Annotated in this window: 16 protein-coding genes and 1 tRNA gene; 6 read left to right on the top strand and 11 right to left on the bottom strand. The window is 37.8% G+C overall.

The features are described 5' to 3' along the window. The first annotated feature begins 63 nt into the window (after positions 1–63). Together gcvP and EDF66_RS21180 are read left to right on the top strand one after the other, a co-directional pair. A complete protein-coding gene (gene gcvP, locus EDF66_RS21185) occupies positions 64–2,937 on the top strand; it encodes an aminomethyl-transferring glycine dehydrogenase (protein ID WP_132844914.1) in 2,874 nt (957 codons plus the stop codon). A 465-nt stretch (positions 2,938–3,402) separates the two neighbouring features. Further along, positions 3,403–4,233, top strand: a complete 831-nt coding sequence (locus tag EDF66_RS21180) for an N-acetylmuramoyl-L-alanine amidase (RefSeq protein ID WP_132844912.1) — start codon at positions 3,403–3,405, stop codon at positions 4,231–4,233. Between the two features lie 47 nt (positions 4,234–4,280). On the opposite strand, the gene EDF66_RS21175 is transcribed toward EDF66_RS21180, so the two are convergent. The 6 genes from EDF66_RS21175 to EDF66_RS21150 form a co-directional block, all read right to left on the bottom strand. Beyond that, positions 4,281–5,594, bottom strand: coding sequence for a hypothetical protein (locus tag EDF66_RS21175; protein WP_021189151.1), 1,314 nt, complete (start codon positions 5,592–5,594; stop codon positions 4,281–4,283). A 144-nt stretch (positions 5,595–5,738) separates the two neighbouring features. Then, positions 5,739–6,281 carry an NUDIX hydrolase gene (locus EDF66_RS21170; protein WP_132844911.1) on the bottom strand — a complete coding sequence of 181 codons (543 nt, stop codon included), beginning with the start codon at positions 6,279–6,281 and terminating at the stop codon, positions 5,739–5,741. An 8-nt stretch (positions 6,282–6,289) separates the two neighbouring features. Beyond that, positions 6,290–8,023, bottom strand: a complete 1,734-nt coding sequence (locus EDF66_RS21165) for a phospho-sugar mutase (RefSeq protein WP_132844909.1) — start codon at positions 8,021–8,023, stop codon at positions 6,290–6,292. A 78-nt stretch (positions 8,024–8,101) separates the two neighbouring features. Further along, a complete protein-coding gene (locus EDF66_RS21160; RefSeq protein WP_132844907.1) occupies positions 8,102–8,785 on the bottom strand; it encodes a hypothetical protein in 684 nt (227 codons plus the stop codon). Between the two features lie 110 nt (positions 8,786–8,895). Then, positions 8,896–9,663, bottom strand: a complete 768-nt coding sequence (locus EDF66_RS21155; protein WP_132844906.1) for an enoyl-CoA hydratase/isomerase family protein — start codon at positions 9,661–9,663, stop codon at positions 8,896–8,898. A 110-nt stretch (positions 9,664–9,773) separates the two neighbouring features. Continuing rightward, positions 9,774–12,437, bottom strand: a complete 2,664-nt coding sequence (locus EDF66_RS21150; protein ID WP_132844904.1) for a carboxypeptidase-like regulatory domain-containing protein — start codon at positions 12,435–12,437, stop codon at positions 9,774–9,776. Between the two features lie 126 nt (positions 12,438–12,563). Here EDF66_RS21150 and purD point away from each other — a divergent pair, with 126 nt between their 5' ends. The 4 genes from purD (at position 12,564) to EDF66_RS21130 (ending at position 16,046) form a co-directional block, all read left to right on the top strand. Beyond that, positions 12,564–13,838 (top strand): phosphoribosylamine--glycine ligase, encoded by a 1,275-nt coding sequence (purD, locus tag EDF66_RS21145; protein ID WP_132771710.1) that lies wholly within the window; start codon positions 12,564–12,566, stop codon positions 13,836–13,838. A gap of 89 nt (positions 13,839–13,927) precedes the next feature. Beyond that, positions 13,928–13,999, top strand: a tRNA-Glu gene (locus tag EDF66_RS21140). Positions 14,000–14,438: 439 nt separating this feature from the next. After that, entirely contained in the window at positions 14,439–15,179 is a 741-nt protein-coding gene (locus tag EDF66_RS21135) for an aspartate/glutamate racemase family protein (protein ID WP_132844902.1), read from the top strand. A 153-nt stretch (positions 15,180–15,332) separates the two neighbouring features. Then, positions 15,333–16,046, top strand: a complete 714-nt coding sequence (locus EDF66_RS21130; RefSeq protein WP_132844901.1) for a pirin family protein — start codon at positions 15,333–15,335, stop codon at positions 16,044–16,046. Between the two features lie 74 nt (positions 16,047–16,120). Here the strand turns inward: EDF66_RS21130 and EDF66_RS21125 are convergent, their stop codons facing one another. Genes EDF66_RS21125 through EDF66_RS21105 form a run of 5 tightly spaced genes read right to left on the bottom strand, consistent with a single transcriptional unit; the run spans position 16,121 to position 23,720 of the window. Continuing rightward, the gene (locus EDF66_RS21125; RefSeq protein WP_132844899.1) at positions 16,121–17,278 is read right to left on the bottom strand and encodes a sialidase family protein; all 1,158 of its coding nucleotides are present in this window, start codon (positions 17,276–17,278) and stop codon (positions 16,121–16,123) included. A gap of 18 nt (positions 17,279–17,296) precedes the next feature. Beyond that, on the bottom strand, positions 17,297–19,246 hold the full coding sequence (locus tag EDF66_RS21120) for a family 20 glycosylhydrolase (RefSeq protein ID WP_132844898.1): 1,950 nt from the start codon (positions 19,244–19,246) through the stop codon (positions 17,297–17,299). After that, positions 19,236–20,429: an AGE family epimerase/isomerase gene (locus EDF66_RS21115; protein ID WP_132844896.1), complete on the bottom strand. Its 1,194-nt coding sequence runs from the start codon at positions 20,427–20,429 to the stop codon at positions 19,236–19,238. Before EDF66_RS21115 ends, EDF66_RS21120 begins: the two co-directional genes overlap by 11 nt. Positions 20,430–20,434: 5 nt before the next feature. Next, positions 20,435–22,507 (bottom strand): GDSL-type esterase/lipase family protein, encoded by a 2,073-nt coding sequence (locus tag EDF66_RS21110; protein ID WP_132844894.1) that lies wholly within the window; start codon positions 22,505–22,507, stop codon positions 20,435–20,437. After that, a complete protein-coding gene (locus EDF66_RS21105) occupies positions 22,491–23,720 on the bottom strand; it encodes an MFS transporter (RefSeq protein WP_221197955.1) in 1,230 nt (409 codons plus the stop codon). Before EDF66_RS21105 ends, EDF66_RS21110 begins: the two co-directional genes overlap by 17 nt. Between the last annotated feature and the right edge of the window lie 3 nt (positions 23,721–23,723).

Below are 23,723 nucleotides of genomic sequence, written 5' to 3'. Positions count from 1 at the left end.
TATTATTTTTAATAAAACCAAAAAAGGTAAGAATCTAGCGAAAGGCACTAATTTTTTGCACACATGAGTAACATACATTTTCAAGAAAAATTTGAAGATCGTCACAACGGACCAAGATCGGTTGAAACGAGAGAAATGTTGGAATTTTTAGGCGTTGACTCGCTTGACCAACTTATTGAGCAAACTGTTCCTGCACAGATTCGTGCAAAACAAGCTTTACAATTGCCTGCTGCTTTAAGCGAAGTCGCTTATTTGAAAAGGGTAAAACAAATTGCAGAAAAAAATAAAGTTTTCAAGTCTTATATCGGACAAGGTTATTTTGATGTGATTTTACCAGGTGTTATTCAAAGAAACGTCTTTGAGAATCCAGGATGGTATACACAGTATACACCTTATCAGGCAGAGATTGCACAAGGTCGTCTTCAGGCTTTGTTAAATTTTCAAACGGTTATTTGTGATTTAACAGGATTAGAGATCGCTAATGCGTCTTTATTAGATGAAGCTACTGCTGCGGCTGAAGGTATGTTTATGCTTTATTCGGCTCGTAAAAACAAAGCGGCTAATGTTTTCTTGGTTTCTGAAAATGCTTATCCACAAACGATCGATGTATTAAGAACTCGTGCATTATCTTTTGGAATTGAACTTCGTATTGAAGCTATTTCTAAAGACAGTTTAACGGATGATGTATTCGCTGCATTTGTTCAATATCCTGCTGCAGATGGTTCAATTATAGATTATAAAGCTTTTACCGCTGCTGCGCATGCCAAAAACATTACTGTTTGTGCCGCTGCAGACTTAATGAGTTTAACGTTATTAACTCCTCCAGGAGAATGGGGTGCTGATGTTGTTGTTGGTAATTCACAACGTTTCGGTGTACCAATGGGTTTCGGTGGTCCTCACGCTGCTTTTTTCGCAACTAAAGACGCTTTTAAGCGTAATATTCCAGGCCGTATTATCGGTGTTACGACAGATTCTAATGGCAATTACGCATTGCGTATGGCATTACAGACTCGTGAGCAGCATATCCGTCGTGATAAAGCATCATCTAATATCTGTACTGCACAGGCTTTATTAGCAATTATGGCGTCATTCTATGCCGTATATCATGGTCCTCAAGGAATCAAGAATATTGCTAGCCGTATTCACGATTTGGCTCAATTGTTAGACCAAGCTGTTCAACAGTTGGGTTATACGCAATTGAACAAAAACTACTTTGATACTGTTCGTTTTGAATTAGGTGGTGAAGTTGCTGGATTAAAATCTGAGGCTTTAAACAACGAAATGAACTTCAATTATGTTGGTTCTGTTGTAGGTATCTCTATTGATGAGTCAACGACTTACGAAGACATTTTAACGATTGTAAAAGTATTTGCTAAAGTAAAAGCTAAAAATTTGGCTGATGTTGATTTCGAATCTATCGAAGCATCTTTGACATCAGCTCTTCCTGCTGATTTGGTTCGTACTTCTGATTACTTAACACACCCAGTTTTCAATAGCTACCACTCAGAGAGTGAGATGTTACGTTACATCAAATCTTTGGAAGCAAAAGATTTATCATTATGTCATTCTATGATTCCATTGGGATCATGTACAATGAAATTGAATGCTACTGCTGAAATGACTCCAGTTACATGGGCTAACTTCGGCGGTTTACATCCATTCGCTCCTGCAGATCAAACTTCTGGTTATATGCAGTTGATCGGTGAATTGAATGATTGGTTATCTGAAATTACAGGTTTTGCTAAGATGAGTTTCCAACCAAACTCTGGTGCTCAAGGAGAGTATGCCGGTTTAATGGTTATTCGTGCTTACCATGAAAGTCGTGGAGACCATAACCGTAACATCTGTTTAATTCCTGCTTCCGCTCACGGTACAAACCCTGCTTCCGCTTCTATGGCTGGATTGAAAGTTGTGGTTGTTAAATGTGATGATCGTGGTAACATTGATGTTGAGGATTTAAAAGTAAAAGCAGCAGAGCATGCCGCAAACTTAAATTCATTTATGGTGACTTATCCATCTACGCATGGGGTATTTGAAGAACCTATTATTGAAATCTGTGAAATTATCCATGCAAATGGTGGACAGGTTTATATGGATGGAGCGAATATGAATGCGCAGGTTGGTTTAACAAGCCCTGGTCGTATCGGTGCTGACGTTTGTCACCTGAACTTACATAAAACGTTCTGTATCCCTCACGGTGGTGGTGGTCCTGGTATGGGTCCAATCGGTGTTGCAGCACACTTAGTACCTTTCTTACCTAATCACGAAGTGGTTGAAGTTTCTGGTCAAGAGGGTATCACTGCAGTATCTGCGGCGCCATTTGGTTCTGCTTCTATCTTAATTATCTCGCATGCTTATATCGCAATGATGGGTGGAGATGGATTAACGAACGCTACAAAAACTGCAATTTTAAATGCAAATTATATTAAAGCTCGTTTGGAAAACCACTACCCAGTATTATATTCTGGTGTAAATGGACGTTGTGCACACGAGATGATCTTAGATTGCCGTGCATATAAAAATGTGGGTGTTGAAGTTGCTGATATCGCAAAACGTTTGATGGATTATAGTTTCCATGCTCCAACAGTTTCTTTCCCTGTAGCGGGTACTTTGATGGTTGAGCCTACTGAGTCTGAGTCTAAAGCTGAATTAGATCGTTTCTGTGATGCTTTGATCGCTATTCGTCAAGAAGTTGCTGCGGTTGAAGCGGGTGATGTAGATCAGGCTGATAACGTATTGAAAAATGCGCCTCATACTGCATCTGTTGTAACTGCTGACGAGTGGACTAGATCTTATTCTCGCCAAACAGCTGCGTATCCTTTGGCTTATTTAAAAGATCGTAAGTTCTGGCCTTCTGTTGGTCGTGTAAACGATTCACAAGGAGATAGAACATTAATTTGTTCATGTCCTTCTATTGAAGAGTACGCAGAAGCTTAATCAAAAATATAATAAAATAAAAAAGCCTTCATCTAATACAGATGAAGGCTTTTTTTGTAAAAGATAATATTGAGCATGTCATCTTTAGGATGTTGCTCATGATGGATGGTGGACAGCTCAATACCTTAACTTTTTGAGGAAGTAAGATTAAATATAATTCATTTGTAGCGGCAGTAGAGAGAGGATTGTCATAGCTAAATGATGAATCTCAAAAAAGGTAAAAGAAAGAAGATGTCTTATATATGATGCAATTATAATTGTAAATAAAACAAATTTATCTAAGTTTGTTTTGTGTTTTAATGAAAATCCAAGTTCAAGTTTACATGACTTAACTAACGACGCGGATTGTCTTTTTTGTGAATAGCTTGCTGACGGAATATTTACTGGACGGAAAAGCAAGATGTTGGAATACGTATTTATCATGTATAAATGAGATGAAGTGCTTCTGAAGTAATTATATTAATAATGAAAGTAAAATCAACAATAACTTTTTTAGTGATGACAGCGCTATTTGCTTCCTGTTCGACAGGTAGGTATGCCGCAACTGAGAAAGTCTATAAGAAAAAAGCAAAGTTACTTGCCAAAGAATATGCTACAAGTCCTGTTATCAACCAAGCTATCGGTAAATTACCGCTATCGGTTGAAAAAGAATGGATCGCATCGATAAACTTTGGGATTCGCAAACCAAACTATGTTGTGATTCATCATACTGCTCAGGATTCGCTGGGACAGACCATACGTACCTTTCATTCTGAAAAGGCGGGTGTAAGTGCTCATTATGTTGTTGGCCGTACTGGTAAAGTGGTGCAGATGGTCAATGATTATTATCGTGCACATCATGCAGGAATTGGTAAATGGGGTAATGATACGGATCTAAATTCTTCTTCTATTGGAATTGAATTAGATAATAATGGAACAACAGATCCTTGGACAGATGCACAGATTAATGCGCTGACCGAGTTACTTTCGTATCTTAAAGTGAAATATAACATCCCTCAAGCAAACTTCATTGGTCATATGGACTTAGCTCCAACTCGTAAAAATGATCCATCACGATTTCCCTGGAAGGTATTAGCAGATAAGGGTTTCGGTTACTGGTACGAAGAATATCTGGAAACTCCACCAATTGATTTTAATCCAAAACTGGCTTTGAGAATTATTGGTTACGATGTGAAGAATTTGGATGCAGCTATTAAGGCTTTTAAACAGCATTACATCCAGACGAATGCTAATGTCGCTACGCTGAAGGAAAATGATCTGAAGATATTGTATTCGATCTATAAAAAGTTCTTATAACAATAAAGAGCTCCAAATTTTGGAGCTCTTTATTGTTATTGTGACATCTATACCGTCTTCACATATTTGATATCGTAATTTTCAATGTCTATGATGTAGCCATTTTTAATTAAGAAATCAAATAATGGTTTGGCTTCTTCAGAAACGGCCATATTTTTTGTGGTGATAATCTTATTTTCTTTTTTCAATAAGTATGGGTATGCATATAGCTTGATATTCTTATTGAACATTCCCGAAATATAGGAAAGAAGTTCATTGGTGTAATGCTCCTTGTTGTAATTATCCGAATTAAAGATATTTCTTAAATTGGAAACGTTTGTCGCAATACCAATATTTTTTGGTTTGAAATTATTGATAAACTCAGCAAGATGATTATTTCTTCTGAAATTGCTGACGATGATATTATTGCCTGTTGAACATAGCTCTTCGGCACGGTGTGCAAATTCTTCGAGATCTTTATCGGTAATGATATGATCCTCTTCAAGTACATTGCCCATTAATACCTCTATCAGGACTACTGTGTTTTCTGATGTTGCGCCAGTGTTTTTCTTAAATTGATCTACAGCAAGATTGAATAGATCAAAGTTAGGAAGAGATTTTTGTCTATATTTCGTTCTTAGAAGAATGATATTCTTTTTGTAAAGGTAATCTTTGATCTGTGCGGCTTTGCCATCTGGTTTAAAGATTGCGGCCTTTGCAAAACCTTTAGCAATGAGGTATAAATTGATCAATCTTTCATTGACATTTTCAAACAATGGGCCAGTTACTTTTACAAGATCAATTTCTACAGAACCTACAGATAGATTGTCGACTAACGACTCAATCATCGTCTGCACGTTATCGGTATAATAATAGGCTGCGAAAAGGAGGTTGACTCCAATGATACCCAATACTTTTTGTTGTAGCTGGTTGTCGCTATCGAGCAGTCTTACGTGTATAATGATATCGTTGGTAGGGCCGTCGACTTCGTGTTGAAATCTGACACCAATCCAACCATGAGGTTCATTTGTTTTTGTAAAGTTTAGCGTAGTAACGGTGTCGGCAAAAGCGAAGAACTTTTTGTTACAGTATTTTTCACCATGTAAGCGCTTGGTTAATAAATCGAACTCGTGTTTTAGCATTTTCGTTAAACGCGTGCGGCTTACATATCTGCCATCCTCTTCTTCTCCGTAGATGGCATCGCTAAAAGTCATGTCGTAAGCCGACATTGTTTTGGCTATTGTTCCAGATGCCGCCCCTGCATTGAAAAAGTTACGTGCAACTTCTTGACCCGCTCCAATTTCAGCAAAAGTGCCGTAAATCTCCGGATTCAGATTTATTTTCAGTGCTTTTCTTTTGGTTTCAAATATTTCTCTTACCATGGTACAAAGGTACAAAAAATGATAGCCTGCAGAAAAGGAATGGGAGGGAAGATGATATTTGATCAATTTATAACAAAAGGGTTATTTTTATATCAAAATAACCCTTTTGTTGCTGTTCTGTATGAAATTTTAATTTAAATATGCTTAAAATATTTTCAATTTGTGAAAGGCATAAAATAAGGCTGAACTTTGAAGTGCCTGACCAAATTTATTTTGCAACAGCAATTCTTTTGCTTCCTCGATAGAAATCAAATAAACATCTATTTGCTCACTTTCATCCAGGTCTTGCTCCTGGGTCTTCTTTCCTCCCTGCATGAGGTAAGTATGTGTAATATTTTTACTTGTAGCAGGGTTGGCATAAAGTTCCGCAATTTTTTCAATCTTGGTAAAAGAATAACCTGTCTCTTCAAGCATTTCTCGCTCCGCTGTAAATTGTGGATCTTCTCCTTCTTCCATCGTTCCTGCCGGTATTTCAAGAATAACCTCGCCGGCAGCGTGCCTATATTGTTTGATGACGATCAACTTATTGTCTTCCGTTATACCGACCATATTGACCCAGTTTGGATATTCTAGCACATAATAATGATCATTAATACTGCCGTTAGGCAACTGACAGGTATCCTTTCGTAAGGTAGCCCAAGGTGCTTTCGAGATATATTCTGATGATAGTAATTTCCACTTTTCCATTCGTACGATTAAATAATATCGGCCATCATTCGGTCCACTTTTGTGGCTAACTCTTTTTGGAGCTGTTCATAGTGCGATTTAGCTGTTAATGGTGCTTTTACTGAGCAATAAAATTTTATTTTAGGTTCTGTTCCGGATGGTCTCGCAGAAATAACATCACCATCTACTGTGATAAATTGTAAGACGTCCGATTTCGGGAGATCAATGACTGTTTTAGTACCGGTGGCTATATCTATGGCGACCGAATTTTCATAATCACGGACTTCTACAACAGCTATGCCTCCTAAAGATTTAGGCAAATTGGCACGCAGGTTACTCATCATTGCTTTGATTTCTTCTGCACCAGCTTTACCTTTTTTAGTTAATGAAACTAATTTTTCTTGGTAGCATCCAAATTCTTGATACAAGTCAAGGAGAACTTCATATAAAGATTTGCCTTTCGATTTGTAATAGGCGGTCATCTCTGCTAAGAATGCGCATGCATTTGGGGCATCCTTATCACGTACAAGACTTCCGACTAAGTAACCATAGCTTTCTTCTCCGCCAACTAAATATGTCGCTGAATCGCCTAATTTGGTCATTAGTTCGCCAATATATTTGAATCCAGTTAAGGTCTCATAGTAAGGTACATTAAAATGGTTGGCAATTTCAGCTTGAAGATTTGTTGTGACGATTGTTTTTACAACATAGGGATTGTTATTAAGTTGATTTTGTTCTTTTTTAGAACTTAATACATAATAAACAAGTAGACTACCGATCTGGTTACCGTTCAGTAATTGAAAACTACCTTTATTGTTTTTAACTGCGATTCCAACGCGATCAGCATCGGGATCTGTTGCGAGTACGAGATCAGCATCCAGCTCTTCACCTTTTTTCTTGGCCAATGCCATTGCATCTTCTTCTTCTGGATTAGGATAAATAACCGTTGGAAAATTACCATCTGGAGTGGCTTGTTCTTCTACAATGGAAACATTGTTAAATCCCCACGCTTCCAATAATTTTGGAACAATTGTAATTCCTGTTCCATGAATAGGAGAAAATACGATTTTAAGATCTTTCTGAGCTTCTACAGCCTCCGGGTGGATACTTAATTTTTTATTTTCATTAATGTAAATTTCATCAATTTCATTTCCTACAGGTATAATATTTTCTGGAATTGGCTGAAATGATATTTGCGAAACGCTATGGATAGCATTAACTTCTGTAATGACATTTGTATCGTGCGGAGCTGTTAATTGGCATCCGTCGTTCCAATAGGCCTTGTAGCCATTATATTCTTTTGGATTATGTGAGGCGGTAAGCATGACACCACTTTGGCAGCCAAAGTGACGGATTGCAAATGATAGTACAGGTGTTGGACGCAGTTCATTAAATAAATACACTTGGATTCCATTTGCCGCAAATACATCAGCCACCAGCGTTCCTAGGCTTTGCGAGTTGTTGCGGCTGTCGTAAGCTACAGCTACTTTAATGACCTGATTTGGAAATTGCTTTTTTAGATAGTTTGCCAACCCCTGAGTTGCTTTACCGATGGTATACTTATTTATCCTATTGGATCCTACACCCATGATGCCACGTAAACCTCCTGTACCAAATTCTAAATCTTTATAGAATGAATCTGTTAGTTCAGTTACTTCGTTGTTATCAATTAAAATTTGTAAAGCAGCTCTTGTTGCTTCATCGTATTCTGAGCTAAGCCATTGGTTGACTTTTGCTTGTAATTCCTGATCCAGACTATTCATTGTTATTGTGAATTTAAACTGTCAAATTAAATATTTTTTAGGAATGTAATGCTTTTAATGTGAAATAAATCATTATTGTTAGGCATCACATCCACCATAAGCACGATCAAGTACAGTAAATATCCACTTACCATTTTTATTTGTGATGTGGAAAATAAGTGGAGCGTTTTTATCGGTTAGTATGACGCGGTAACTTTTAGCTTCTAAAGCTTTTAGTTTTTGAATCTCAGCATTTGATATTTTAGCATCCGAGATCTCGTTCATGAATTTTGCGGTATGCGATAGTTCTGTTGGATGTTGTTTGTTATTACAAAATAACCCCTTTTTATTCCAGGCTTCTTTTCCACAGTCATATACCGGCAATTGCCCTATAGTAACCTTTCCTAAGAAATTGGTATGCGGATAAGGGTAATAATCGGGTATTGGATGATTGAAATCAAAAGCCACAGCATGTGTATAGATGGCTTGCACTCCAGGTCTATAGATGGTGTAATAACCGACCGTTTTGTCAATATAATTGTTTAACGCCTTGGAATCTTGTTTGTTAAATGCTTGAATAATATTCATTATGGCCGCGTCTAATGATTCGCCCTGTGGTGCTTGTTCTTGGATCGTATCTGTTGAATCTGATGGGATCGGCAGTGTATCTTTTGCTATCGTATCGATAGAATCCAGTTGACTTTCCTTTTTCTCAGCAGTTCTATTGCAACTGCTGAAAAGAAAAACTGCAATGAGCCAGACTCCCAATATTTTTTTCACCATGGTTATTATCATCTACTTGAGCGGATTTTTATTAATCCGAGTTAATTACAAAAATAGAACAACGGTTGCTTTATTCAAATACGTTGTACGTTAATCTTGAATTAATTGACTTATTTAGTTTTGTTCGTTAAATTGTGTATGATTGTTTTTAGAATACTACGAGTTGAGGGCTTCCACCATTGCTCTAATATTTTTTCAATCGTTTCTTCCTCTTTTGCGCCGAGGTTTTCTAGAAGTTCTTTTCTGAAGTTCAATTTACAGGTTTTCCAGGTCTCTTTATCAAACTGTGTTACTGATTTGATCTTGCGTAAAGCGGCTGTGTGAATCGCATTTGCCGGCACGACTTCATCAACAAGACCGACTGTAAGGGCTTCTTGTGGAGACAGTAATTTCCCTTCGAGTAAAAAGCGATAGGCATTCCCTTTCCCCAGCCAAAAACTGTAGAGGTGAAATATACTTTCTGGTACAATTAATCCAACTGGAATTTCGTTTAGGCCGATAATAAAATTTCCTTCTGCCATGATCCTATAATCGCAACAGATTGCGATAACACATCCTCCTGCAGGGCTATGACCCGAAATTGCGGATACAATTGGTTTTGGGAACGAAGCCAGATCACGCGTTGTTTTGAAAAAGAGCGACCAGAAGGCTCTGATTTCGGTTTCATTGTATTCATATAATGTGATCAGATCTAAACCGGCGCTGAAAAAACCTTCTTTGCCATGAATGATAACACCTTCAATAGCTGGGTCGACTTTTAAATCGTTTATACAAGCATTTAGTTCTTCAAGCAGCACGGTATCCATGGCATTGGATTTTCCTCGGTCTAAAAATATGTTCGCGATACGGTCTTCCGTTTTGATTTGTATATGTTTCATATGTAAATAATTTGATTTTCAGCTGTCATATGGAATATCCAAAGTACATTTAAGCATGTTTGTGCAGTTGTACTACATGGATATTTCATAAGATTTCTGTTCTTGTAAATTTATTCAACCACATTTATATTAAGTTCTTTCCGGCCTATCTTTCCATTGAAGTCAATACCTTCCAAAATTATTGTATATGGACCTTTTTCGTCCGAAGTATAAAAATCGAAGCTTGCTTTTCCAACTTGATCGGTAATGATGTTGGGTTCCCAGTGTATTGTCGTTCTTAAATCTGAAACTATTTTTGATACATCTTTTGCTTCATAGCTCGGTTTATAAAATGTCCGACTCAGGTTAAAGCCTTTAGGTATAATGGTACGAATGCCTGTTGGTTTAAATGCAGTTGTAGCGCCATTGCCTCTTTTTGTTGTGATTACAATTAAACCATTGCCTCCATATGAACCATAGATTGCAGTATGATTAATGTTTCTCAGGACCTCAATACTCCCTACATCCGCGGCACTTAACATCGAGATCTGATCACCTTCGATGTACATGCCGTCGAGGACAACCTGCATAGGTCCGTTGCCTCGGGTATTGTAAGGTACGCCGTTCCTCCACATCACACCTGTGAGTCGTCCGACTAGACATTGTTCTAATGTACTGCAGTTTGACAGATCCTCTTCTGTAAGTACTTGATCGGCATTGCCTGGTCCATTTAAGTTACTTGAATTGGCAACGGCCTTTTTTATTGCTGTCCGGGTAATTTTAACTTCTTCGAGTTGTATGGAGCGCTGTTTGAGTCCAGCGGCTTCTAGCTGTGTAAAGTAGGCTTGTGCACTTTTGATATTTCCTAAGTATTTGGTGTTTATATTGTTCAGTACTTCAGGTAAATTTTTATTGATACCAGTTGCTGGTTCCTCGATTTCATCAAGCTCAATGTCCAGTCTATTTTTATCTTTATCGGATTTTGCCGTCATAATGAATTTGATACTGTCAGTAAATAACAGGTCATCAAAAGAAAATTTTCCAGCTTCGTTCGTCAGCGTATCAATGGCGGCAGTCATGTTGGTTGTAGGGATCAGGGTAACTGTTGCTTTTGGGACAACCGCTTTTCTACCAAGTTTTTTTATTGTTCCTGATATGGATATATTTTTTTCAAAATTATATTTTGGATCAGACACATCATCTATTTTTGTCCAGTCTAATTTTCTCCATCCTTGTATCAGCATCAGATTATCCAGATCACTTTTTTTAATGTCTTTACTATCTGAAAAATAATAGTTGGGGTTTTCTATAAATCCATTTATTTCCGAACTTAAGAGCAAGGACGTATATATGCTGGATCTATAAGGAGTATCAATCTGGGTTTTATTGCTATTAACAACTGATGCTGATAATGAACCAACCCGAATGGAATCTGTGGTGTTTCCGCTTAAAACGGTAATGTTTACTTTTTGACGGGTTCCATAGGTGGGTTTATCAGCGGTTGCTTCGATAGGAAGAATCTTATCAGACCGATAGTTGAAAATCATTCGTTCTAGTAAAGGCTTTAGGGTTGCATCCAATATGGATAACTGTATAACTCCCTGAGGCAGATTTTGTCTGGGGATGGAAAAAAGGACTTCGTTTTTATTCAATTTTTGCTTGGAAACATGAAAGGTGTTTCCATTATATTGGGCGATAAGATAGATTTCTTGCTGATTGATTTGATCAGGGCTAGCATTAACCTGTACAAAGACCCTGTCATCAGTAAGATTGCCCACATTCATGTTTAGTCCTGACATGCTGATTGACGGAAAAGGTGTTTCTGTTTTAGTGCCGTCGGTAAATGTCGCTATGGCTGTATATTTTAATTTTGCATCCAAAACAAAAGGATAGCTGACCATACCGAGCAGACTGGTTTCCATCTCGACTATCTTCTCCTTGTTGCTGTCCATAATGATAATGGTGCACTTTTCTCCCAGTCCTTTACTATTAAGAGCTTTAAAGCCTATTTTAGTGTGTAGTTGGTTTATAATGTTGCCTGATTCGGGTAGTATTTGCAGGCTGTTACTTGATTTATCTGCTGGAACGGTAAATGTTTTACGAATTATTATTCCGTCTATTGATTTAAAAGACAAATTGATGATTTCACCTGCAGGTATATCTTTAAGATCAATCAATAGCTGACCCTGCTGATCTGTTTTTTCGCGTGATGCTCTTTGTTTTCCATTCTTGAGATGGGTTTTGTAGTTAATATTAATTTCTGGCAGGGGAACTCCTGATAATGTTTTTAGTTTTATTGCATAGTATTTTTTCTCTCCATCGTAGATGATTTCATCACCGGTCATAATATTATCCGAACGACCGTTATAGATGGGCACTGTTTTGTCAAAGAAGTAGGCTGCACTATCATTTCTCATCCATTGTGTATAAGCGCGTATACGATAGGAGCCTTCTATGAGCGTGTCTGATAAGGTCAGATCAGCAATTCCTAAACCAGCGGTTAAGGGAATTTTTAAGATATTCACTGTTTTGTTATCTGGAGATATTAAATCAATGTAGGCAACTTGGCTTACTCCGGATAAGAGGTTGTCTGGTGTTAGTGTGCAGTAAAGCTTCATCCAAATATTTTCGCCAGCGGAATAGCTTTCTTTGTCCATATGAACATGGATTTTTTCTTTTGGATTTCTTGCAGCATAATTTCCTAATTTATCGATGAACTGTCGGATATCCGTTTGTCCTAATGATATAAAAGGAATTATGAATAATAAACTAAACAAGCTTGCCTTAAGATTCATACATTGAGGGTCAATAATTTGGAATAAATTACGAAAAATTATTAAATAATCCGTTGTTTCGAATTTGATATCAATGCAATTCGAAATTTTCTACCAATATTAGCCTAAAACAAATATCTTTGTGCTATGAATATCCTAATCATTGGTTCTGGCGGTCGTGAATCAGCCTTCGCCTACAAACTTTCGCAAAGTAAGCGTCTTCAAAATTTGTTTATTGCTCCTGGAAATGCAGGTACAGGTGCGTATGGTAAAAATGTAGCATTAAAAGTGACTGACTTTGACGGTATCGCAAGTTTTGTTCTTGAAAATGATGTCAACATGGTTTTGGTAGGCCCTGAGGAGCCTCTAGTAAAAGGTATTCATGATTATTTCTTGAACCGTGCCGATTTAAAACATATACCTGTTATCGGTCCACAGCAAGAAGGTGCGCAACTAGAAGGATCGAAAGATTTTTCTAAGCAATTTATGGACCGTCATGGTATTCCTACTGCCGCCTCACGTTCTTTTGATAAAACAAATTTGGAGGAGGGTCTTGCATATCTGGAAACTCAAAAGTTACCAATTGTATTGAAAGCTGATGGTTTAGCTGCTGGAAAAGGGGTGCTGATCTGTGAAACATTGGAAGATGCCAAGTTGGAACTGAAGGCGATGATCGCTGATTCTAAATTTGGTGCAGCGAGTGATGTTGTTGTTGTAGAAGAGTTTTTGAAAGGTATTGAATTGTCTGTTTTTGTTTTAACAGATGGTAACTCGTACAAAGTATTGCCTTCAGCTAAAGATTATAAGCGTATTGGAGAAGGGGATACTGGCTTAAATACAGGGGGAATGGGATCAATATCTCCAGTTCCTTTTGCTGATGAGGCTTTTATAAGTAAGGTTGAGGAGCGTATTATCAAGCCAACTGTTGAAGGATTAAAGAAAGATAATATTCCATATAAAGGATTTATTTTCATTGGCTTGATGAATGTTGACGGCGAGCCATTAGTGATCGAATATAATGTGCGTATGGGTGATCCGGAAACAGAATCTGTTTTGCCACGTATTGAGTCAGATTTAATTGATTTATTAGAAGGTGTTGCTCAAGGTAATCTTGAAACACGCTCTTATACTGTTACTCCAAAAACGGCAGTAACTGTTATGCTGGTTGCTGGAGGATATCCTGGAAACTATGAGTCTGGTAAGGTGATTTCAAATATTGAAAATGTAAAAGAGTCGATTGTATTTCACGCAGGTACCAGCATGCAAGACGGTAATGTTGTGACTGCAGGAGGTCGTGTTATCGCAGTAACGACATTGCAAGATACGTTGTTTGATGCTTTGCAACAGGCAACTGCTGATGCAGGAAGAATCTATTTCGATGGTAAATATTTCCGCAGAGACATCGGTTTTGATTTGATTTAAAAAATTTTTCAATTCTTTTTTGGAAGATTAATAAAAATATCTATATTTGCATCTCCAAACAGGGAAATATCCTATTGGAGATGCCAAATGGCCCGTTCGTCTAGGGGTTAGGACGTTAGATTTTCATTCTAGAAACAGGGGTTCGATTCCCCTACGGGCTACTAAAGCGACTTAAGAAATTAAGTCGCTTTTTTTATGTCCATGTTTTTCTAAAAAAACCTGTATGATTTTTTCTATCTGTATAAATGCATTTTTGCAAAGCGCAAAATGAATAGCAAAAGCTTAATAAATCAACACATAAATTCATGCTCAAAGCGTGTGCATTAACAAAAAATAATGCTGATGTTCAGGTGCTAGATCGACATGTTCCTTTGGCACTTGGTTTGCGTATTTAAAAGTGTGAATGTGCTATGGTCTACAGGTTCAGATCCTGGATTTAGAGCCATTATGAGGCGTCAAGAGAAAGTGTCATAGCATTTTAGAATTCGTATTTGGAAATCGATGCTATGAAATATTTAATGGAATTATTTTTGGAATAAAATCAAACTTTTTGGTCATGCAAATGGCGAAAGGGATAGTTAGATTAGATAAGGAGGAAATATGATAGGTATTGTAGGAGGTGTTGGTCCTTTGGGAGGGCTTGACTTGTATAAGAAAATTATTGAGGAAACTATAGCGCTGTCAGACCAGGAACATTTACCCGTTATGCTTTATTCATTTCCGAACTTAATTGGTGATCGCTCAGAATATTTAAAGGGACATTCAACTGTTAATCCGGCTATAGCTTTAGCAGCAATCACAAGACAGATGGAAAGTGCGGGTGTTACTATTGTTGGTATTCCGTGTAATACTGCTCATGCAGATCCTATATATGGTGTGTACGAACAGGAATTAGCCAAAACGAACCAAAAGATTAAAATACTGCATCTCGTTAATGAGACGATTTCTTACATGAAGACATTATATTCAAAAGCAAAAGTTGGTATCCTTTCCACTACAGGTACGCGTAACAGCGGGCTTTATCGAGATTTGTTACTGAAAGAAGGTTTCGAAATTGTAGAACCAAGTGAAGATTGGCAAGAACGGATACATGCTGCTATATATGATAAGGAATATGGAATCAAAGCGCAGTCAACTCCTGTGACCAACAAAGTCCGTCTGGAATTGCATAGTGCCATGGACGAGTTAAAAAAAGGAGGAGCAGAAATTATTGTCTTGGGATGTACTGAACTGCCACTCGCTCTTCCAGAAAATGATCATAATGGCATGACCTTAATTGATCCCAATCGGATATTAGCAAGAGCACTTATTTATGCTTTTTCACCGGATAAATTGAAATAATGCTTCATTATTTTGATTATGGAAGTTTTCCCTGCGTCTTTTAAAGAAATTCTAGGAGCAGATTTGTCATTCTGTCATGTTAAATAGTCTATTATTTTATTGATTTCTAGCTTGGTATGTTATTTGTGTGTTTGAACATATAATTATAATCAAATGCAAAAGATAATACATAAATCAGAAAAACGTGGTCATGTTGACTTTGGATGGTTGAAAAGTGCCCACTCTTTTAGTTTCGGAAATTATTTCGATCAGGATAAGGTTAATTTCGGAGCATTACGTGTTTTGAATGATGATTTTGTTGAAGCAGGAAATGGTTTTGGACGTCATCCCCATGATAATATGGAGATCGTCAGTATCCCGTTAGCGGGTGTTTTGGCTCATCAAGACAGCATGGGAACTAGTCGTGATATCCAAACTGGTGATGTGCAAATTATGTCCGCAGGAACTGGCGTTACGCATTCTGAATTTAATGGTAGTAAAGTAGATCCTGTTAAATTTCTTCAAATTTGGGTTATCCCGAATGAAAGACAGTTGACCCCAAGTTATGATCAGAAGTCATATTTGGATTTAGATCGAAAAAATAAGTTTGCGACGATCGTTTCTCCCAATACAGCAGATACCCAAGCGGTCTTTATTAATCAAGATGCTTATTTCAATTTAGCAGATATCGAGGTGGATACTACCGTTAATTATCAATTGCATAGTGAAGCAAATGGTGTTTACGTATTTGTTTTAGAGGGGGCTATCGAAATAGCAGGAGAAAAGTTAAATCGCAGAGATGCGGTTGGAATTTGGGAAATAAACGAAATTGATATGCGTGCTACATCGGATGCTCAAGTTTTATTGATTGAAGTACCCATGTTTTAAATTTTGAGATACGTAGTAAAAAAGTGTCTGTATCTTAAGATTCAGACACTTTTTTAGTTCGATTCAGCAGGTTGCTATTTGATTGACACCGTGTCAAAAACAATCGTTTCGTAATTATCTTTTTCATAAAGCACGCCGATTTTCTTATTGTTGATCAGAATAATATCTGAATAGGCGGCATAAGAATCTTTATAGCCTACAGGTGCTTTTGCCACTACATGGTTAAAATACCAGGTCTTTCCTTGATCTTTACTGATTCGTAATGTTAAATTATCTCGGTCTTTTTGAGAGGCAGCATTGCAAACAGCTAGAATATAATTTTTACCTTTTTTCCAAGATAGGGTAGAACCTTGGTTAACAGGATCTGGTAGATTTTTATCATAGAAAGTGGTATCCCATGTTGCTCCACCATCATTCGAATAAGAAACAATACGGTTTCGTACATTTCCCTGTTGGTTTCTAGTATTCATATACAATCCTGTTTCGGAGATCTGTGCGGCCATCGTTTCATTTCCACCTTCAAAGCTTATTGTATTTCCGATTTTGAAAGTTTTACCATGGTCGTCGGAATAATAACTATGTGCAAAATAATCTTTTCCTGCAGGTTTTGGGTCTCCTTCTGAATGGTTTGCAGGAATGTATATACGGCCTTTATATTTTCCGGAATCAAATTGTAAAGCATGACCAGGTGTATTCGCGTAGGTTCTCCAATCCTCTTTAAAAGTATAATTAGGATTGAACGCGGGTTGATTTGGACGATGCACTGCAGTTGTAATGTTTGTCGGTGCAGCCCATGTTTTTCCTCCATCTGTAGAAGTGATATACCAGCATTCGCGAATTCCATTTCCTTTTCTGACATCTCCTTCGTGATTATTTCCTGTATTGTAGAATAAGAAAATTCGTCCTTTTGGATATTGTGGATCTAATAGATCAACGATAGGTGCGGGGTTGCCCGCCTGTAATTTATCTTGGTCTACAGCTATCTGCAGAGGTCCCCATGTTTTTCCATTGTCAGAACTGATTTTGTAAACGATATCGACATTTCCGTAGTCTCCGGCATGTTCAACACGGCCTTCGGAGAATGCAATCAGATTGTTACTTTTATCTTTGACAATCGCTGGAATACGGTAACTTTTGTAACCGTCATCTCCCGATTTAAAAACAGTCGTTTCTTGTGCTTGGATCATCGTCGATGATAGCAGGATAGAAAGCGTTAAAAATAATTTTTGCATGATATAATGTTTTGGTTATTAATTACTCTGTATAAATGTAAACATCCATTTTACTGGATTTTGCCAATCGGTTCCTTTAAAATCGCTGATCGGTAATTTGATTAAAATTTCATTCCAACCTTTTTTCAATAAAATCTTTGTTGGCGCTCTATAGGTGTAACCTTCATCTACTAGAGGAGTCTCTAAATCTCCTTTTGTACCGGCATGCTTCCAAATAGGCGGTTCGATCGTTTTATTATTGACCCAGACTTGGCTTCCAAGATCATCCCAAGTGTGTAATTGGGGTGTATTGCTTGCATACGATCGGGATAGATTGTTGAATCCGATCCAGAATAATTTATGCTCGATTTTTTCACTCCATATCTTGGTACGTGCGTACCAAGTTGTGTTCTCTTGTGGATTATTAAGGGCACCAGGTATGATATCTGCCCACCAATGTCTCAGGATCACGGTACCTCCCGCTATTGTTTTTGTAACTGTTATATCAGGTGCAAATGGTTTCGTTTCTATTGGAAATGTTTTTGCAAGATTGCCCTCATTTTGAAAGGGGCCGATCAGTTCCCATTTTAATCCTATTTGTTTGACATAGGGAAATGGTTTATCAGAAAAATAGCTGTTTTTATGATGGAGCAGTCTAGTTTCAAATGCTTTAAATTCCTGATAAGCAGGAAGACTTTCTTGCACAATATTACATGTCCAGCCAGCTAGGCCACCACCTCGCCAACTGCGTTCTGCAAATGTGACAAGAGCGGGATATATGGCGCTTTGGACAAACATATCCTGAGGTTCGGCTACTGCACGATCTGGCCATGAACACAAGGTTGCTCCGATCAGATTTTTATGCTCCTTATCTTGTTCGCCAATTTTTCTATGAAATAAGGTCGTTACAGTTTCCAAAGGATCCATATGATTTATATAGAGATGTTTGGAATCGATAAATACATGGTCCCCTTGTTCTAGAATTTTTTTGGGACCACCCATCCACAGTTGTCGAATGGTCTGTGGCATAAGGTTACTGCCCGGATCCCATCCAATTGTTTTATAACCTAATCCTTTAACATATTGTGTGATTTCAGGCATGAAGTTTTTATTGCTGATTTTTACTTCATCACCTCCAATGTGCAGATAGGGGAGATCGGTATAGGTTTCTGAGAATTCTTTTAAAAGCTCTTTAATATATACCATACCAGAGTCCGTTTGCATGCCTACTCCAAAATATCTTTTGAAAGCATCACTGTGTCCTGGCATATCAATTTCAGGTAAAAGCAAGATATGGCGTAGTTTGCAATAATTTATTAGTTCTTTGAACTCTTTTTCTGTATAATGTTCACCTTTACCTCTGGTAATGTAAGATGGATCGGTAAGATCCGGGTATTTTTTGCTGGCTAAACGCCAAGCGATATCTTCTGTAAAATGAAAGTGTAAAACATTTAATTTATAACGTGCCATGATATCAACCTGCTCTTTTAGCATAGCAAGAGGTTGATAATTACGTCCGACATCAACGAGGAAGGACCGCCATGAGAATGCCGGTTTGTCATTGATCTCACAAAATGAAAGCTTTTTCTGTTGAATTGAAAATTGTCTTAATGTTTGTAGTCCGTAATAAATGCCTGCACTATTGTGTGCTTTTATGTGGATTCCTTTCTCATCAATTTTCAAATAATAAGCTTCCTTATTTTCGGATAAACCACTTAATAGCTCAAGTGTTAGGAGTGGCAGGCTGTTGTTATGACCAGCTTTTTTAGTTCCTATTTTCCAATCTGCAAGAATGGTTTTGGCCAGTTGATATTCATTCGTTAGTGCTGGATTATTTTCATTTACAATAATTCCCTTGTTCAGATCAAGCATACCTTTCCCCAATTCCATGTTGATCGGTAATGGAATTAAATTTTCTTGTGCAGACGAAATTGAAAAAAAACTGATGCTAACAAGTAAAATGCTAAGGTATTTGAGCTTAAGATTCATTTTTATCTTTTAAGAAGTTTTTAAGAATTGTCCAGCAATACCATTCCTGACGTGGAAGGTGGAATGGTCCTTTGAATAGATTTCCTTTCGCAGTCTGTGCGATAGAACCATCCCGATGGAGATATCCAAACCATTCGCCATGCTTCTGATCGTGAAATTTTTCATAGCCATACTGATGTATTTTTTGATGCATCTCTGCATATTTCTCGTTTCCGGTCAATAAATAAGCGAGCAGCGTGGCAATGATGGTTTCGTTTTGAGGCCACCAGAATTTCATGTCCTGCCAATATTCTTGTACAGGTTTATTGTATAGATCTCTAAAATATAAAATACCGCCAAATTCTTTATCCCAACCTCTTTCCCACATATAGTCAAGCATTTTACAACCTAACTCGGTAAGCTTTGGATCGTTGTTGCGGTATTGGGCTTCATGTAGAATAAACCAGGCTCCTTCTATGGCATGACCCGGATTTAAGGTTCTGCCATCAATATGATCGATGATTTCTCCTGTCGGCGACACTTGTTCCATGACTACTTTGAGGTCGTGTTTCACGAAGTTCGTTTCAATTTCATTTATCCAATTAGCGATGGCTTCATCACAGCGGGGGTCACCGATTGTGTCACGTAGTTGTTGTGCCGTATTGATCATAATCATCGGCGTTCCAATACCTTTTGAAGGCCTTGTATCTGTAAACTTAGGAGCTAATTTGATTTCTCCGGAAGCATATTGGATACATTTCCCAAAAATAGCACGAGCCTGTTCGGCTGCTTCTTGACTGCCTGAGGCTTTTGCATAGGCAGCAAAGGCAATGACAGCAAAAGTCTCGGAGAAATAGTATCTTCTTTTACGGATCGCCTGACCATCTTTCGTGACATGGAAAAACATTTGTCCGTCGGTATCAAAGCAGTGTTTTTGGATAAAATCGTAGCCTAATTTAGCTCCGTCTAACCATTCTTGTTTGGGTTCTACTGTGTTGTATAGTGTTGCCAGTAACCAAGTTGCTCGTCCTTGAATCCAAACTGCTTTGTCATCATCAATTAAACTTCCGTCCTGATCGCGCATGAGTAAAAATCCACCGTCTTCATGGTCAAATGATTTTGGAAACCAAAATGGAACAGTATTTTCTAGAAGCTGTGTTTTATAAAATTTTTCGAGTTCTTCGAGTTGTGTAAAAGTATACATCGTTTTTAGTCAATTTTAAAACTGCATGTTGAAGCGGGTACTTCTGCCTCATTTTGCAAATTTGCAGTGCTATAGGGTGAATATGCGTATCGGATTTCAGTTATGATTTTATCGCTTGGCATAGCAAGCGATACACAATTTTTTTGAATTGATATTTTTCCAGGCTGTAAGGAATATCCCTTTTCATCGATCAGGGTAAATCCCTGTAAAGGTTGATTATTGTTCGTTTTGAGTGATTTACAGTTTTTAAAATATACCTTGATCCTACTGTTTTTTATGGTATAATGGTCGAAGGTTGGATAATCTGCATTGATTTTGAATTTGTATTCATGGGCAAGGGCTAGATTTGCCAATCGATTTCCGATAATGATCTTATTTTTAGAATGGACATCCGAACGATCGCCGACATCTGATGAAACAGCCATATAGGTGTTTTCAAGTTCTGTATTCAATTTGCGCTGACTGTCTCTGAACCTTGGCCATGAAGGACGTTCTATACTTGATAGTTGAACATAATAGAAAGGAAGGTCTTGCTTAAAATTTTGACGCCATGAACTGACTAGTGTTTTAAATAATAGCTCGTGTAGCTCAATATTATGGGCATTGCTTTCTCCTTGGTACCACAAAATAGCGGTGAATTGCGTATGTAACCAATGCGATATACCGGCTTCAAAATTGTACGCGGGTTCATAAGGGTGACGTTGATATTTTGTGGAGGACAGTGCCAGATTTTGATCAGATCTAGTACGGCAAAAATCCTGTATAAAATCTGATTTCCTCCAATTATGGATGTAGCTTGCTAGTAGATTATCTTGCTCTAATGTTGTACGATTTATCCATGATTCGGTATTGGATCCAGGGACATCCAGTTCGACTATGCCAATTGGAATATTGGTTCTAGAAGATACCTCGAGCGCAAAGGCATAAGCTATTGCAGAGAAATTTGCCTTATTTTCTTGTGTTGGTAAAGTCCAGTTTCCACTGAAAAAGTCTAATTTATTAATCTTTTCAAGTGTATTTAAGTCCCAGGATGTCGGATTGGTCTGAACTAAATTGGTATTTTTAAACAACCTTACTTTTGGGGCATTCATTTGTATTAAACTGTCTCCTCCGAGTGCATTTTTTAGCTCAAATGCCATATTGGATTGCCCAGATGCTAGATATACATCGCCAAAAAGTATATCGTTTATTTTTAACTCTTCATCTTCCGCTTGGATTTGAATATCAAATGGACCTCCGGCACTCCTTTTGGGAAGTAGAATTGACCAATCACCATTGTCGTCGGACTGAGTTTGATAGGTTTTGTGATTGAATGTTAACGTTACCTTTTTGTTGGATGATGCTTTTCCTATAATTGCATTTTCCCGGTTTCGTTGTAAAACCATATGATCTCCAAAGTTGGCCTTAACCGAAAGTGGCTGCGCGATTCCCTGTATCGCTTGGTTTACTTGTTTGGCGATTATGGTCGCTCCTTCAACATTTGGATGTATGTTATCTTCGAATAAATCGATTCTGCTCTTTAATTGTTCATTGATGTTGATCAGTTTAACTTGATTATTTTTGGCAATTTTTGGTATCAACGCAGTGATGGCTTGATGCCAATCCCTTGTACCGGATAAGAAACGTGTATGACCGCTGAAAATAGGGGTAAGGGTACAAATATATATGGAGACACCGGGATTTGATTTTCTGAGATTACTGATAAGTGTACTGTAATCCTGTTCAAATTCATCGCCATAGTTGGGCCAATTTCGAGGATCAGTGTCATTTACGCCCAATGCTATAATTGCAATGTCAGGATGAAATGCCAGTGCTTGTTTATATTCCTGGGTTTCGACATAGGGCTTATGTCCCTTGCTCAATAATGTGGCACCACTAAACCCGAAATTTTGGACGTTAAAATTTGGTCCTAATAACTCTTGAAGTTGTTGGGGATATGTTTTATTCTCCTTTTTTAATCCTAATCCTTTGGTGATTGAATCGCCAATGCATGCCACTCTTTTCTGAGCATACAATGCGATGGAGGAATACACCGTAATAGATGTGATTAAAATTATTTTTTTAGTCCAGCGAAGCATTTGATTTTGGCTTTAATACAACAAGTTGAATGATGACAACAACAAATACAATGACAGCCAAGAGCGCAAAATCTTTTCCTAGTTTACCTTCATCAGCGGACGCCCCCAATACTTTAGTAATAAATGCACCGGCCATAACACCAAGCATATTCATGATCCCATATGCTGTTGCACGGAATTTACTCGGAACAAATTGGCAAAGAATAGGCATATTATTAGCGTCGAACATGCCGAAGCCAAAACCGAACATTAATCCTGCGCCTACAACATGGTAGATATGTTGCCCATATCCGATTAAGAACATAGCCGGAATTGTTAATAATAAACCAATTGCAGATGTATAAATACGGCCTTTTACATTCTTTTGTATCCAACGGTCAGATAATATACCTCCAAAAATAACCCCTAAGAAAGAGGATATCGCGATTGTGATTGTTGATAATGGACCCGCTTGCGACATCGATATATTGAGGTTCTCTGAAAATAAAGTCGGTAACCAATTTTTTGTCGCCCAGCCTGGTAAGCTTGGTATCGCAAAATAAAACAAGATGACCCAAAACGATATATTGCTCAGGAGCATACCTATCGCTTTGAAACTATTGATGGGTTTTTCTGTTTGTTCTGATTTTTTCGTTCTTACCGGAGCTTCTGCTAGAAAGAACATGAGGACAATAGCATATAATACTCCTATTAAACCAAATATTTTGAATGTACTGTGCCAAGAATAAGAACTTGCTAATGTTGCCCCGAATCCGCCTAATGCCTGGCCTGTATATAAACCAGTCATGTGAATACCAATTGCTAATGAACGCGATTTATCAGAATGAAAATCCGAGATGAGTGATAGTCCTGCTGGAATATAGATGGCTTCGGAAACGCCCATAATACCGCGAAGTATCATTAATTCCGGATAGGTTGTAGCGTATCCCATTAATGAGGTGACTAATGACCAAACAAATAAAGAGCCTACGATAAGCCATTTGCGATTGAGTCTATCAGCCAGTATTCCTGAAACAGGACTCATCAGTCCATAGATCCATAAGAATATGGCCATTAATTGTCCAAAGACAGTTGCTGACTGTAGTTCAGTGATATCGACCTGCATCGTCGGACGCATGGTCGATAGAATCTGCCTGTCCATGTAATTGAGTAATGCAACCACCCATAGTAGGCCAACAACAATCCAAGGATAATATTTTTTATTTTGTATCATGAT

The organism is Sphingobacterium sp. JUb20 (assembly GCF_004342035.1).
Taxonomy (GTDB): domain Bacteria; phylum Bacteroidota; class Bacteroidia; order Sphingobacteriales; family Sphingobacteriaceae; genus Sphingobacterium; species Sphingobacterium anhuiense.
Note: the sequence above shows the minus strand (reverse complement) of the source record. Positions and strands in the feature narration are given on the sequence as shown.

Coding starts and splice junctions, on each gene's coding strand:
- gcvP (WP_132844914.1), top strand. CDS start 64: ATGAGTAACATACATTTTCAAGAAAAATTTGAAGATCGTCACAACGGA.
- EDF66_RS21180 (WP_132844912.1), top strand. CDS start 3,403: ATGAAAGTAAAATCAACAATAACTTTTTTAGTGATGACAGCGCTATTT.
- EDF66_RS21175 (WP_021189151.1), bottom strand. CDS start 5,594: ATGGTAAGAGAAATATTTGAAACCAAAAGAAAAGCACTGAAAATAAAT.
- EDF66_RS21170 (WP_132844911.1), bottom strand. CDS start 6,281: ATGGAAAAGTGGAAATTACTATCATCAGAATATATCTCGAAAGCACCT.
- EDF66_RS21165 (WP_132844909.1), bottom strand. CDS start 8,023: ATGAATAGTCTGGATCAGGAATTACAAGCAAAAGTCAACCAATGGCTT.
- EDF66_RS21160 (WP_132844907.1), bottom strand. CDS start 8,785: ATGGTGAAAAAAATATTGGGAGTCTGGCTCATTGCAGTTTTTCTTTTC.
- EDF66_RS21155 (WP_132844906.1), bottom strand. CDS start 9,663: ATGAAACATATACAAATCAAAACGGAAGACCGTATCGCGAACATATTT.
- EDF66_RS21150 (WP_132844904.1), bottom strand. CDS start 12,437: ATGAATCTTAAGGCAAGCTTGTTTAGTTTATTATTCATAATTCCTTTT.
- purD (WP_132771710.1), top strand. CDS start 12,564: ATGAATATCCTAATCATTGGTTCTGGCGGTCGTGAATCAGCCTTCGCC.
- EDF66_RS21135 (WP_132844902.1), top strand. CDS start 14,439: ATGATAGGTATTGTAGGAGGTGTTGGTCCTTTGGGAGGGCTTGACTTG.
- EDF66_RS21130 (WP_132844901.1), top strand. CDS start 15,333: ATGCAAAAGATAATACATAAATCAGAAAAACGTGGTCATGTTGACTTT.
- EDF66_RS21125 (WP_132844899.1), bottom strand. CDS start 17,278: ATGCAAAAATTATTTTTAACGCTTTCTATCCTGCTATCATCGACGATG.
- EDF66_RS21120 (WP_132844898.1), bottom strand. CDS start 19,246: ATGAATCTTAAGCTCAAATACCTTAGCATTTTACTTGTTAGCATCAGT.
- EDF66_RS21115 (WP_132844896.1), bottom strand. CDS start 20,429: ATGTATACTTTTACACAACTCGAAGAACTCGAAAAATTTTATAAAACA.
- EDF66_RS21110 (WP_132844894.1), bottom strand. CDS start 22,507: ATGCTTCGCTGGACTAAAAAAATAATTTTAATCACATCTATTACGGTG.
- EDF66_RS21105 (WP_221197955.1), bottom strand. CDS start 23,720: ATGATACAAAATAAAAAATATTATCCTTGGATTGTTGTTGGCCTACTA.